This is a genomic window from Pseudomonas sp. Ag1 (assembly GCF_000278565.1).
Classification (GTDB): Bacteria; Pseudomonadota; Gammaproteobacteria; order Pseudomonadales; family Pseudomonadaceae; genus Aquipseudomonas.
Genome location: NZ_AKVH01000085.1, coordinates 1 through 14,814 on the forward strand (window position 1 = coordinate 1; position 14,814 = coordinate 14,814).

A 14,814-nucleotide genomic window follows, 5' to 3' on the forward strand; every position below is an offset into this window, starting at 1 on the left:
GCCGGAGTGCGGGCATGCCGAGCCTAAGCGAGGCACCGAGTGGTGGGGCAAAGACCTTTTGGTTACTTTTGGGGCGTTTGCCAAAAGTGACCCGCTGTAAGAGCGGAACCATAAGCGGCCGTTACCGCAGCAACGGATATGTACACAACATACCTAACCAAAACCATAAAAAAACGGCGCTCACGGGGCGCCGTTTTTCACATCCGCAGCGAACACCCTTTAGTAGTAGGCGTTTTCTTTCTGCGTATGGTCAGTCACATCCCGCACACCCTTGAGCTCCGGAACCCGCTCAAGCAGCGTACGCTCAATCCCCTCACGCAAGGTCACGTCCGCCTGGCCGCAGCCCTGGCAACCGCCACCAAACTTCAACACAGCAATACCATCATCAACCACGTCAATCAGACTCACCTGACCACCGTGGCTGGCCAACCCAGGGTTGATCTCGGTCTGCAGGTAATAGTTGATGCGCTCGTTAATCGGGCTATCCGCATTAACATTCGGCACCTTGGCGTTCGGCGCCTTGATGGTCAGTTGGCCGCCCATGCGATCCGTGGCGTAATCAACCACCGCATCGTCAAGGAACGCTTCACTGAACGCATCGATATACGCGGTGAAGCTTTTCAGCCCCAACGCCGTATCTTCAGGTTTTTCTTCTCCCGGCTTGCAGTAGGCAATGCACGTCTCAGCGTACTGGGTGCCGGGCTGGGTGATAAAGACGCGGATGCCAATGCCCGGGGTGTTCTGCTTCGACAGCAGATCAGCCAGGTAATCGTGGGCGGCGTCGGTAATGGTTATGGCGGTCATGGAAACTCCTCGCAGGCTTGCCGGCAGTTTACGCCAAATTATTACCGAGGTACAAAGTCCTAGTATTTTTGTCGGGAAAGAACCAACCGTTCGTCGCCATCGAACCAGCCTTTGAGCCGACGATAACTGCCCTTTTCCAGCCAGTGGTAGCTGGCCAGCGACCCAAGGGCGATCAGCACCACGCACACGCCGAGCATCACGTAGGCGTTAACCCCATAACGCTGGGCGACAAAACCACCCGCCGACAGCACCAGCACGTGCATCAGATAGACCGAGTAGGAACAATCCCCCATCACCTTGAGCAGCCGGCTGCGCTCGAAATAGCGTTCCATCGAGATACAGGCCACCACCAGCACCGCACTCGGCAAGCCCCAGGTCAGGGCCCGCGGCGATGCCGGCCAGTGATAGATCGCCAACAATGCCCCCGCAATCCCCAGTAATGGAAGCCACAGCCCGGGGCGAATCCAGCCCTTGCGGTAGAGCATGCCGATGCCTATCCCCAGCAGGAACTCATACACAATGTCCGAACGATAGAATTCGCTGATCCAGCCGAAAGAAGTCCACGCCTGGCACACAGCGAACAACAACGCGCCCACCACCAGCACCCGCCACTGCCGGCGAAACAGCAACGCCCACGCAAACAGCACGTAGAAGAGCATCTCGTAGTTCAGGGTCCAGCCGACATTCAAGGTCGGGTACACCCCATAACCACCGGGATTTTCGGAAGGTATGAACAGCAAGGACATCAACACATGGGCCGCATCGACGCTCTGGTCCGGCAACACCGGCCGCGCAAATACCACCAGCAGCGCCATCAACAGCGTGTAGAACCAGTAGGCCGGGACGATTCGCAGCAGGCGATACAGCAGGAATCGCCAGGGCGGCAGCTGTTTGTTCTCGGTGGAGAGGAAGATCACCAGGCCGCTGATCACAAAAAACACATCCACGCCCGCCGCACCTTTGTCGACAAACAGGTGGCCCAGCGCCGAATCGGCCTTAAAGCCAAAGAAAATCTGCATGAAGTGATGACCCACCACGGTCCAGGCCGCCAGGGCGCGCAGTGCCTGTACTGAAATCAACATCGTCGACCCACTCTCCCAACCCTCGACACCGATTATTCAGGTGCCTATGGCTTGGGACAGCCGTCGACGGTCAAAGGTCGATCAAAGATTCTCGTAGCGGTTCATGTCCAGCACGCCCTCTTCCACCGGCGTGGTTTCGCGGATGTACTGCGACAGGTCGTGGAAGTACTGCCAGAACTGCGGGTGACTGCGGCGGATGCCCCAGCGGTCGACAATCTTCTCGAAGCGATTGGCGTCCTTGGCATTCTCCATGGCAGCGACAAACTCCGGCACTTGCTGCGCCGGAATGTTGAACATGAAGTTCGGGTAGCTGCTCAGCACCCCGGGATAGATGGTCACGGTGTCCAGGCCCGGCTGATAGCGATAAGCCTCACCGAGCATAAAGGCCACGTTGCTGTGGGCGCGGTTGCGCAACAGGCTGTACATCTCACGTTTGCCGCTGCGGGTTTCGATGCGCAGCATGGTCGCTTCCGGCAACAGGTCGATCACCTTGAGCCCCGCCGCCGGGCGGTTGGTCAGGCGGCTCAGGGCCTGTTCGGCGTCCTGCAACGCAGGGTCAATGCCCGGACGCGAGCAATAGGCGCTGACGCAACGGTTGATCGGGTCCGGGCTGGCGTTCAGGTCGCCGTAACGGGCCAGCAACTGGTTGGCGAAGTCGCGCTTGGGGTCCTTTTCATCGAGCTTGAGGCCCGTGGGCTTGTCATCGTCGATGGCTTCATAGTCCAGCCACAGCTTGACCTTGCCGCTGTTCTGGTACCAATCGTCAAGGAAGTCATCCCGCGAGTCCGCCGGCATCAGGCGCAGGAAGTTCTGCTCGGCACCGTTGCGGATCAAGTCGAAATACAGGCGCGTCTGGGCCTGATGGGAAACGTTGCCGAACACATCGAAATTCACCGCCAACTGGTAGTAGGTGCGCTCCAGCAGCGGATAGTCGAACAGCCACAGGGTTTGCGGCACTTCACCAATCAAGCCCTTGGTCACCGAGGCGCTGTCGAAGTGACGGAAGATGCTCAACAAGGCGTTGTCGTTGCCCGCCCACAGGCTCGACCAGCTCGGCGGCGGCAGGTCGGCATAACTGTCCCGGCGCAACGCTTCGTACTCGTTGCGCTTGTCGCGGTATTTGAGCCAGAGGCTGAGCACGCTGCCCACATCGTCAATCTGCCCCGGCATCGCCAGCAACGGCGTGGCCTGGCCGCGGTAGCGGGCATCGGTGATATACAGGTCGTGGTCGGGGTCCTGGAACAGGGTCCAGAAGTTGTCGCGGATCACGTCCGTGGCGATCTGGCCCCGGCATACCGGCCCGCGAATAAAGGTGCGCACGAAGTATTCGGCGTTATCCAGCATGAACTGGTAGCGCGCCTTGGCCGGAATCGCCTCGAAGGTCTCGAACGGGTTCGCACGCCGGCCCGGCCCGTAGCCCGGCAAGGCTTGCACCTGCCAGTCATCGGTATAGAACAGCGACTTGATCCGGGCCATCTTCTCGGCGCTGAACGGATAGGTGATGTGAGTCTTGTGCACGATCACCCCCTGCACCGGCCACAGGCGGTAGTACACCTGGGTGCCCGGGTCGTCGTTGGGGCGGCGGGTGTTGATCAGGTCGATCGGCTGCCCGCTCGGGGTGCGCGAGCGTACCCACTGGAAGAAATGCCCCGGCTCACCGCCTTCAAAGTAGATGTGAGCAAGGAACAGGTGCTCGAACAACCAGCGCGCCACCAGGCTTTCCCGGGCCCCGGGCTGGTTGAACAGGTTTTCCCATTGCTGCACTTGCAAGGCTTCCTTGGCACTCGGGGCCAGGCCTTGTTCGTCGATCGGTGCGCCGGAGGCCAGCCAGCGTTGCAGGGTCTGGTACTGCTGGTCGGTCAGGCCAGTGACGGCCAGGGGCATGCCTTCCTTCGGGTGATTACCTGCGTAGGCGTTGAACTCCCCCGGCATCGGGCAGGTGTTTTCGCGGCTCAGGCCCAGCACGATGTCGTCGGGCAGCTTGGCGTTGGGCGCAAGCGGCGCGTTATGCCCCAGCTCCAGCATGCGCGCCATCAGTGCGGCCTGGCTTGCCTGGGCGTCGAGTACCGAGTAGAAATCCTTTTGCTGCCAGGCGGATTTGCCGAAGGCGTCATAGAACAAACGGGTGGGCTGGCTGGCCTGGCTGCGTTCGCCGTCGTACACCGGCACCTTGGTCGCGCCACGTGCGGCGCCTTCGGCACTGCCCAGGTTGAGCTGGCAGGCCGAGTCGTAGCAGGCGTGGCAGGCTACGCATTTCTCGGTGAAGATCGGCTGGATGTCACGGGTATAAGAGATCGCCGGGGCGGGACCTTCTGCCTGTGCGGTAAGGGTGAACAGCGCAAACGCGGCGCTGACGATGAGGCGAAGTGACATGTTTCCGGTCCCGATTCAATGCGTGCAGTGAAAAACCCGTCGATTCTACCGATGTAACGCCCCCGCCAACATGAGCGATATTCATGCAATCCCTGCACATGCTCTAAAAGCGCACAGGTTTGTTATGATCTTCGCCCTCCGTAATACCTGACCAGAGTAGTCCCATGCCCGATCGTAGCGCTCGTCTGCAAGCCCTCCACCAAGCCCTCAAGGAACGCATCCTGATCCTCGACGGCGGCATGGGCACGATGATCCAGAGCTATAAACTGGAAGAGCAGGACTACCGTGGCAAACGCTTCGCCGACTGGCCGAGCGACGTCAAGGGCAATAACGACCTGCTGGTGATCACCCGTCCGGACGTGATCGGCGGCATCGAAAAAGCCTACCTGGATGCCGGCGCCGACATCCTGGAAACCAACACCTTCAACGCCACGCGCATTTCCATGGCCGACTACGGCATGGAAGACCTCGCCTACGAATTAAACGTAGAAGGCGCGCGCCTGGCGCGCAAGATCGCCGACGCCAAGACCCTGGAAAACCCGGCCAAGCCGCGCTTCGTCGCCGGCGTGCTCGGTCCGACCAGCCGTACCTGCTCGCTGTCGCCCGACGTAAACAACCCCGGCTACCGCAACGTGACCTTCGATGAGCTGGTGGAAAACTACACCGAAGCCACCAAAGGCCTGATCGAAGGCGGCGCCGACCTGATCCTGATCGAAACCATTTTCGACACCCTCAACGCCAAGGCCGCGATCTTCGCCGTACAGGGCGTGTTCGAGGAACTCAACGTCGAACTGCCGATCATGATCTCCGGCACCATCACCGACGCCTCCGGCCGCACCCTGTCGGGCCAGACCACCGAAGCCTTCTGGAACTCGGTCAGCCACGCCAAGCCGCTGTCTGTGGGCCTGAACTGCGCACTGGGGGCGAGCGAGCTGCGTCCGTACCTGGAAGAGCTGTCGAACAAGGCCAACACCCACGTTTCCGCCCACCCGAACGCCGGCCTGCCCAACGAATTCGGCGAGTACGATGAACTGCCGTCGGAAACCGCCAAGGTCATCGAAGAATTCGCCCAGAGCGGCTTCCTGAACATCGTCGGTGGTTGCTGCGGTACCACCCCGGGCCATATTGAAGCCATCGCCAAGGCCGTGGCCGGTTACGCACCGCGCCCGATCCCGGACATTCCGAAGGCCTGCCGCCTATCGGGCCTGGAACCGTTCACCATTGATCGCAACTCGTTGTTCGTCAACGTCGGCGAGCGCACCAACATCACCGGTTCCGCCCGCTTCGCCCGCCTGATCCGTGAAGACAACTACACCGAAGCCCTGGAAGTCGCCCTGCAGCAGGTGGAAGCCGGCGCCCAGGTGATCGACATCAACATGGACGAAGGCATGCTGGATTCGAAGAAGGCCATGGTGACCTTCCTCAATCTGATTGCCGGCGAGCCGGACATCTCCCGCGTACCGATCATGATCGACTCCTCCAAGTGGGAAGTGATCGAGGCCGGCCTGAAGTGCATCCAGGGCAAGGGCATCGTCAACTCCATCAGCATGAAGGAAGGCGTGGAGCAGTTCATTCACCACGCCAAGCTGTGCAAGCGCTACGGCGCGGCGGTGGTGGTGATGGCGTTCGACGAGGCCGGCCAGGCCGACACCGAAGCACGCAAGAAAGAAATCTGCAAACGCTCCTACGACATCCTGGTGAATGAAGTCGGCTTCCCGCCGGAAGACATCATCTTCGACCCGAACATCTTCGCGGTCGCCACCGGTATCGAAGAGCACAACAACTACGCCGTCGATTTCATCAACGCCTGTGCCTACATCCGCGACGAGCTGCCGTATGCGCTGACCTCGGGCGGCGTGTCCAACGTGTCGTTCTCGTTCCGTGGCAACAACCCGGTGCGTGAGGCCATCCACTCGGTGTTCCTGCTGTATGCGATCCGCAACGGCTTGACCATGGGTATCGTCAACGCCGGCCAGCTGGAGATCTACGACCAGATCCCGGCCGAGCTGCGTGACGCGGTGGAAGACGTGGTGCTCAACCGCACCCCGGAGGGCACCGACGCCCTCCTCGCCATTGCCGACAAGTACAAGGGCGACGGCAGCGTCAAGGAAGCCGAGACCGAAGAATGGCGTGGCTGGGAAGTCAACAAGCGCCTGGAACACGCGCTGGTCAAGGGCATCACCACCCACATTGTCGAAGACACCGAAGAGTCCCGGCAGTCGTTCGCGCGCCCGATCGAGGTGATCGAAGGCCCGCTGATGTCCGGCATGAACATCGTCGGCGACCTGTTCGGCGCCGGCAAAATGTTCCTGCCCCAGGTGGTGAAATCCGCCCGGGTGATGAAGCAGGCCGTGGCCCACTTGATCCCGTTCATCGAGCTGGAAAAAGGCGACAAGCCGGAAGCCAAGGGCAAGATCCTGATGGCCACGGTGAAGGGCGACGTGCACGACATCGGCAAGAACATTGTCGGCGTGGTGCTGGGTTGCAACGGCTACGACATCGTCGACCTGGGCGTGATGGTCCCGGCCGAGAAAATCCTGCAGGTGGCCAAGGAACAGAAGTGCGACATCATCGGCCTGTCCGGGCTGATCACCCCGTCCCTGGACGAGATGGTGCACGTCGCCCGCGAGATGCAGCGCCAGGATTTCCACCTGCCGCTGATGATCGGTGGCGCCACCACTTCCAAGGCCCACACGGCCGTGAAGATCGAGCCCAAATACAGCAACGACGCGGTGATCTACGTCACCGACGCCTCCCGCGCCGTGGGCGTGGCGACGCAATTGCTGTCCAAGGAATTGAAGCCGGCATTCGTCGAGAAAACCCGCCTGGAATACATCGACGTGCGCGAGCGCACCTCCAACCGCAGCGCGCGCACCGAGCGCCTGAGCTACCCGGCCGCCATCGCCAAGAAGCCGCAGTTCGACTGGAGCAGCTACACGCCGGTCAAGCCGACGTTTACCGGCGCCAAGGTGCTGGACAATATCGACCTCAACGTCCTGGCCGAGTACATCGACTGGACACCGTTCTTCATCTCCTGGGACCTGGCCGGCAAGTTCCCGCGCATCCTCACCGATGAAGTGGTGGGTGAAGCGGCGACGGCGCTGTACGCCGACGCACAGGAAATGCTCAAGAAGCTGATCGACGAAAAACTCATCAGCGCCCGCGCGGTGTTCGGTTTCTGGCCGACCAACCAGGTGCAGGACGATGACCTGGAAGTCTACGGCGATGACGGCCAGCCGATTGCCAGGCTGCACCATTTGCGCCAGCAGATCATCAAGACCGACGGCAAGCCGAACTTCTCCCTGGCCGACTTCGTCGCGCCCAAGGACAGCGGCGTGACCGACTACATCGGTGGCTTTATCACCACCGCCGGCATCGGCGCTGAAGAAGTGGCGAAGGCCTACCAGGACGCCGGCGACGACTACAACTCGATCATGGTCAAGGCCCTGGCCGACCGCCTGGCCGAAGCCTGCGCCGAGTGGCTGCACCAGCAGGTGCGTAAAGAGCACTGGGGCTACGCCAAGGACGAAGTGCTGGATAACGAAGCGCTGATCAAGGAGCAGTACAGCGGTATCCGCCCTGCCCCGGGTTACCCGGCGTGCCCGGACCACACCGAGAAGGCCCAGTTGTTCCAACTGCTGGACCCTGAAGCCCGCGAGATGCACGCCGGCCGCAGCGGCGTGTTCCTGACCGAGCACTACGCGATGTTCCCGGCAGCGGCTGTCAGCGGCTGGTACTTCGCTCACCCGCAGGCGCAGTACTTTGCGGTGGGCAAGATCGACAAGGACCAGGTCGCCAGCTACACCGCCCGCAAGGACCAGGACCTGAGCGTGACCGAACGCTGGCTGGCGCCGAACCTGGGTTACGACAACTAAGTCGTGATGCGCTGACCCGGGCGTCCAGCCGGCTGGGCGCCCGGGTCAGATCCCCAGGTCCCTCCTCGCCCGCCCCGAAAGCCTGAGCGCCAGTGCCTGTTGCTCGGCAAGGTTTTCGGTGTCCAAGGCTGCGACTTCGCTCAGGTATTGGGCGCTGAGGTCCGGGTGAAGCTCCTCCAGGGCATCTACCTTGACCTGATGCGCCTGGGCCAACACCGAAAACTCTTCGGGATACAGCTTCTGCAAGTAGCTGACCCAGTACGGGCGCTTGACCAGCTCTTGCATAAACACCGGAGTACTCTCTCTGGCCATAATGGCGGCATACGCCTGATCGATATTGGCCTGGGTCACCCGGGACAGGTTGCGGTACAGCATGGTGGACGGTTGGTGAGGCAGATCCAGGCGCTCGGCCAGGCCAATGCGGTAGGCCAGGCGAATTTCCGCCGGATCGATGCCGGGGCTGCGGTTGATCGCTTCGCCAGCAATGCGCTCCGCTTCATCGAGACGGATCATGCGCCGGGCCAGGTTGAACAGCGTGGTGCCTTCCTGCCCGGGTGCAAGGGCCCTCAGGGCCTTGAACTCATACACGCTGACTTCAAGATCACTGAACAGGAGGATCCAGCCGTCACCACAGGTAGCCCTTACCCGCATCGCCTGGGCCTGGCCAAATAGTTGCTCGCGCAAGTGCGGGTATTGCTCCGCCGCCTCAAGCACCGCCCACACCCGGCGAGTCAGGTCGGCGCGGTCGTGCAAGAAATCCTGGGCGTTCTTCAACTGGGAAATGATGTAGAAAAAATCATCGCTGTTTTCGGCCTGCTTGAGCACGCTCCATACCCGGTGGCGGGCCGAATCGGCGGCAATACCCGAGAACCATTGGGCCTTTTGTTGTTCCGGGGTCAAGAGTTCAGGGTGGATGTCCGACCCGGAGCTGCTATCGGTACTGTGGTACCCCTCCAGTGCGTCTTCCAGTTCCTCGGCGGAAAATCCCAGGCCACAATCGGTCTGCTGCTGGTAGACGCGCAAGCGTGCAAGATCTTCCTCAAACAGCAGGTTATCGGACAGGTCCGTGCCCCACATCAGAGCGCTGTGCTGGGGCAGCAACGCGTCTTCAGGGATGGTTTCGATACGGTTGCTGCGCAGGTCCAGGTGGCGCAACTGCGCAGCCTGGAGGACACCCTGCGGCCACGCCAGAAGGTTATTGCCGCGCAGTTCCAATGACTGCAATTGAGGCAGGCTGCTGATGTCCAGAGAGTCCAGGAGGTTCTCAGTCAAGTCCAGACGCTCCAGCGCAGTCAACCGATTGAGCTGACCCTGCAGCTCGCTGCGATAGCGCAGTTCGTTATGGCTCAGGTGCAGCTCGGTAAGTGTCGAGCACTCGCCGACGGCGTCGGGCAGGCTCATCAGGCCATTATTGTTGAGGGTCAGGGTACGCAGCTTGGGAAACGCCCGCAGGAACGCATTGGAGCCTTGCTCAGTAAGCTTGACTGCGTTGAGGTTCAACACCCTCACATGGGCCAACGGCTCGGGTAACGCCGGCAGGTCACCCAGATACAGGTCGTTCAATTGAAGGACCTCGCGCCCGTCGCCCGGCGCAACCTCGGGGTGCGCCCGCAACGTATGGCGCCAGCTGTCGATGAGCCTGTCGGCCGCGCGACGACGGTCCACCGCGCTGACCCAGCCGCCCCCCTGGCGATAACCGCGAATATCGATCCAGTCGTTTAACGCCCGCACCATACCCCGGTAGCCCGTGCGCCACCGAACCAGGCATGCCTCGACCTCCAGTGCGCCCAGGCCATTGGCAAGCAGTTCGTCAATGCGCCGTACCGCATCGCGCGTGGACAACGCCGGGTCTATTTGTTGCAGACGCTGCGCAGGTGTCTGCCGAACTTCACTGTTGGGCACCTCTACCTCCAGCGCGAGGAGCAGATCGGGACTGTCCGTGACCTCCAGGGGAAAGTATTCCGGATCGCCCCCCGTTCTGCCCTCCGCCAGCCCTTCGCGGGGAATGCCCAAGGGTTTGTCCAGGTAAAAGCTCGGGCCAAAAACCGGCAGCATGGCCGGTGCGACGTTCAACGGATTGTCCTGGTAGGTACGCAGGGCAAAACGCTGTATGTCGGCACAGGCCGGCAAGGTCAGGCGACAGCCACGCACGTTGCTGCTCAGCATCAGCAGGTCATGGCCGGTCAGTGCAGCCTGGGGGATCGTGGTAATAGCGCTGTAGCTCAGATCCACTTGACGCAGTTCGGGTAATGCCAGCCAACCTGTCGGCCAGGCGGTGGTCGCGGTGTGGCTCAGGTTCAGGCTGCGCAGCTGGTTGAGCCCACTGACATCCAGGGTACCCACACGGTTGTAATCCAGGTTCAACCCTCGAAGCGTGACCAGGGCGCTGAGGCGCTGCTGTATCGCCTCAGTGATCGTCAACTGGTTGTGCGCCAGGTCCAGCTGTTTGAGAGACCTCAACTGCGTCAGGGACGCCGGCAGGTCCATCAGGTTGCTGCGGCTCAGGTCCAGGCCGTGGATTTGGGTGAACTGGGGGAGGAAATCGTTCAATGCCGCCACTGAAACCCGGGTGCCTGCGAGGTTCAAGCGCTGCACGTGGGCAAAAGCTGCGGCCGGCATCGGCGGCAAATCCCCCAGTACCGTACCCGACAGGTCCAGCATGACCCCCTCGGAGGCGGCTGGCGAAGAAGGCCCGGCCACCTCACGGGGGGAGGCAAAACGTCGGTCGAGGCCATCGCGCCAGTAAGCCATGAGCTTGTCTGCCGCACGTTGACGATTGAGCGGGTCCACCGGTCGCCGGTCGACCTCCACTTCCCTGCCCTGCCACTCTTCCAGCGCCTGCTGCAAGGTTGCATGTTCATCCAGCAAGGCGTGCACACGGGTCAACTTGGCGTCACTGGTCAACCGATGGCGCCGCAGGTACGCCAAGGCACTGGGCGCAAACGCCGGGTCGCTGTCTTTCAGGCGTCGCAACGCGCCTTCACAATAAGCGTCCACCATCAGCACTTCATCCACCAAATGCCCCGGGTGGTTTTTCACGTGCTGATACACCGGCATGAACGCACGCCGCTCAAACGCTGCCCAGTTGAGGGTAAGGCCACGCCACAGGCGCTCGTGGCCCTCAAGCATTGCCGCCGGCATGGTATTTATCCCGGTCGCCAACAGGTCGAGCGTCTCCAGTTTGTCCAACGTCAGAACACCTACCGGCCACTCTTTCAGGGCGCCCGCCACCCGCAAGGCAAGCAGCTGTTTCAAGCCGCTGACATCCAATGCCTCCAGCGCGCCCGTCAGGGCCAACCGGCGCAACTGGCTTAACGTGTTAAGGCGTTGCAAAAAGGCCGGCGAGTAGGTCAGGCCCCAGCCGTCGATCGACAACTCTTCAAGCTTGGGAAACAGCCCAAGGCCCGTGGCAATCGCTTCGACATGGGCGGGCTCGGTGAACACATTCAGGACTTCGGCGTTGGGGAACTGCTGCGCAAGCCTGACGCCCTGCGTGTCCGCCAAGGTTTCACCGCTTACACCCAACCCTCGCACATGGGAAAAATCAGCATCCAGCGCCGGCAAGTTACCGGCCTTGCCCAGTGACAGATAGGCATGGGGTTTCAAGCCCCGGTACGCGCCTTCGCGCCAGCAATTGATCAGGGTGTCGGCCGTATGTTGTGCCCCCGCCTGAGCACTGTTTTGCGTCACCCACTGATCCAGGGTCATGCGTAACCGGGTCAGTTCGCGCTCGCGGTTGCCAATCAACTCATAGATCTGTGGGGGGCGCTGGCCGGCCTGCAACAGACTTTGCACAAACAGCTGGGCCGCCTCATCGCTGAGGTTGGGGTAAACATCGCGAACCCTGGCCGCCAGGGCGGCATTGGGTGCCTGGGCCGCACCCCGGCCGCTCAGGGCATAACCTAATAACCCGCTCGCCAGACGCAACGCCGGGCGAGCCATGGGCGCGCGTATCTTCAGCACGGCGGCCATTTCGAGGCGGTGTGCCGTGGCATACCGTGCCAGGGCTTGCTGCAAATCGACGTCCGCGCTGGCCAGCGGCAAACCCAGTGACTGGCGCAGGGTCACGGGCAAGGCATGGACGATTGATGGATAGAAATTACGACTGCCGGGGACCGGACTGTTAAGAGGAGCCCCCTGCAGGTCGCACGCCAGGAATGTCTCGCCTTTTTTGACCAGGTAACGGCGCACTGCCGCGTCTTCAGGCCCAACTTCAGCCAGCAAGCGCCCACTGGGGTTGTCGGCGCGCAGTTCCAGGCGCAGCGTGGGAGACCAGCCCGGCAGTTGCTGCAAGCAATGCAACGCCAGCCGGTCACTGTCCAGGCTGGCGAGCGCCGGCAGGTACAAGCCGGCCAACGCACTGCTCAGGCGACGTTGCTGCACCGCACGCCGCGCCAGGTTATCCAGGCGCGGCGCAACACCGGTTCGGCCGAGTATCTGCAGGCGTTCCTTATCGCTGGCCGTACTGATAATTTCGTTGATCGCGCCTCGGGACAAAGAAGCAAAGCGGCGCTGCAACACTGCGCCCTCGGGAGACAGCAGTGCAGCCTGTGGCGGCGCGCCGCGAAACAACTGCAACGTATCGGCCAGCACGGCAGGCATCGGCAAACCATCTATGTGGACCTTGCGCAACAGGTCATCACTGATGCCGCTGATGTCGCCAAGGGCGCTCAACGTTGCATCGCTGATTCCCTGGGTTTCATGACCCAGGCGCCTCAGCAAGGTCAGGCGGTCCCATTCCAGTGGGCGTTCATGGGTATGGCGCCAGGCACCCGCCTGGTTGTGTTCGAGGATCGGCTGGTACGCGGCCGGATTGTTCGGATGCTGGATCCGCCATTTTCGAGTCCGCGCATCAAAAGCCTTTTCATAAAGGCTTTCACCCAGGCGCACATACATTTTGCCGTCCTGCGCGTACTGACCCTGGGCATTGGGCTTGAGTGATGCATCCAGAACGGTATGACTGCGGTAGGCCGCAAGGTCGGGTTTCCACAGGCGCCTTTCGCCGTTCGGCAACTTCACCGGCACCAGCCCATCGACCCATTTCGACACCTGGATAGCGGGCGCCCGGCCAGCGAGGGCTGCCGCCCCGCCCAGGGTGGCCATGAACCCGAGATTCAGCGCCACCGACTCCAGGTGCTCCCATGCCGCATCCATATCGCCCTCCTGCCAGGATTCGATGCCGTGATAGACCTCCAGGCCCAACTGAATCGCCGTGACCGCCAACAACAGCTCCCCCAGGCCGGGCACCATGAATGCGGCCACATTCAATGTGTTCAAACCCATGCTCAACCAGTGAGCATGGCGTGCCTGTGCGGCTTTTCGATCAGCCTCCGCAGTGGGCACCGCCAGGGTTCTGGCATTGTCCTTGAGGCGCTGTACATGCCGCTCGTAGAGCGCGCCGAACAACTCCCCCTCGATCAACCGTTCTCGCCGGTTCAAGTTGATTTGCTCGTCGTAGACCTGCTCCTTGTAGCCTCGCGGGTTCCAGGTGAATGTGTAGAGTTTTTCCTTGAGGCGCTCAAGGAACTGCGGCGCCTGTTGCTGAGGTACCAGGCTGGCAAACAACTGCTGATAGGCAGGTGAGCGCAGGTTCACCGCCAGTTCCTTGTCGAACGCCTGCATAGACGGGTATTCCTTGAGCGGGCACTGCGGCGCGCCCGGAATCCAGGCCACCACCCGCGTATCAGGCGCCACGGGAAGCAGCCCGCTCACACCTGCCCCAGGAAACAAGGGCGGGATCACGGACCGGGTCGGTGCGACACCCGGCCCGATCAGCAGCACCTCACCCAGCTCGCAGCCCAGGATCGACAGTTGACCGAAACGTACGACCTCGCCATCCAGCAGCGGCCGCGAAGTACCTGCCAGCACTTCACGCAACATGAGAAACACCGCCGGACCGATGTCGCCCTGCGCCCATGCGGCATACAGGCGTACCGTCAGCAGGTCTTTTTGCGCGCGAATCATCTGCTCCCGCACCACGGCCCGAGTGGCAGCGGCATCGAACACCTGCGCCAGATGGGCCTGGTATTGCTGTCCCAGGTCCAGGGTGCGGCACAGGGTGGAAAAGGTTTGTGGGGTCATCGACAGGGTTTCGCTGTAGCGATAACGCGCCGCACGCGAGCCATCCGCCCGCGCCTCGCCGTAGTACTCGGTCAGCAGCGCACCTTCCGGCGCCAGGGCGCTGGTCTGTTCGAGGGCGATATCGGTGAAGTCTTCATCGCCCTCGAAGTTCAGCAACGCCGCCTGCAACAACGAATGCTGCTGCGGGGCCTGGCGATACCGCAGGTAATGCAGCTGGTTTTTGTGGACGTCCGGGGCCTCGCCCATCGCCTCGCGCAACGCCGCTTCCAGCTTGGGCTGGGCGAATTCGACAATGCCTTGCAGCGCGCCAAGGCCCTTGGCCAAGGCTTCGCGGGACTGACGGCTGGCCTTGCGACTGTCATCGAGTGCCTTGTTCAATGCGGGCGAGAGCGGGACCTTGGTGGCAGGCCGCTCCCTGCCGGGCAACAGTCCATGTTTGAGCCGGCGCACATCGACGGGGGCCATGTGGGCAACCCACGTGGGCAGACGTGCCTTGATCAGGGCGGTGTGCAAGCTTTCGTCCGCGAGGGCATTAGGTGGAGTAGACATGTGCGGCTTCCTGAGAACGCTTTTGGGAGGCCCAGTACAGCGAACAGGCG

5 protein-coding genes are annotated in these 14,814 nt (G+C 61.8%); 1 reads left to right on the forward strand and 4 read right to left on the reverse strand.

Annotated elements, in window-relative coordinates; all coding sequences use genetic code 11:
- Window positions 1-219: 219 nt before the first annotated feature.
- The 3 genes from nfuA to A462_RS23560 form a co-directional block, all read right to left on the reverse strand.
- On the reverse strand, window positions 220-804 hold the full coding sequence (gene nfuA / locus A462_RS23570; protein ID WP_003210817.1) for a Fe-S biogenesis protein NfuA: 585 nt from the start codon (window positions 802-804) through the stop codon (window positions 220-222).
- A 59-nt stretch (window positions 805-863) separates the two neighbouring features.
- On the reverse strand, window positions 864-1,886 hold the full coding sequence (locus tag A462_RS23565; protein ID WP_003210814.1) for an acyltransferase family protein: 1,023 nt from the start codon (window positions 1,884-1,886) through the stop codon (window positions 864-866).
- Between the two features lie 81 nt (window positions 1,887-1,967).
- Entirely contained in the window at window positions 1,968-4,259 is a 2,292-nt protein-coding gene (locus tag A462_RS23560) for a fatty acid cis/trans isomerase (RefSeq protein WP_008432988.1), read from the reverse strand.
- A 164-nt stretch (window positions 4,260-4,423) separates the two neighbouring features.
- Between A462_RS23560 and metH the strand changes: the two genes are divergently transcribed.
- Complete coding sequence (gene metH / locus A462_RS23555) at window positions 4,424-8,134, forward strand: methionine synthase (RefSeq protein ID WP_008432991.1); 3,711 nt, start codon at window positions 4,424-4,426, stop codon at window positions 8,132-8,134.
- 45 nt (window positions 8,135-8,179) lie between these two features.
- Here the strand turns inward: metH and A462_RS23550 are convergent, their stop codons facing one another.
- A complete protein-coding gene (locus A462_RS23550) occupies window positions 8,180-14,764 on the reverse strand; it encodes an NEL-type E3 ubiquitin ligase domain-containing protein (RefSeq protein ID WP_008432993.1) in 6,585 nt (2,194 codons plus the stop codon).
- Window positions 14,765-14,814 lie beyond the last annotated feature (50 nt).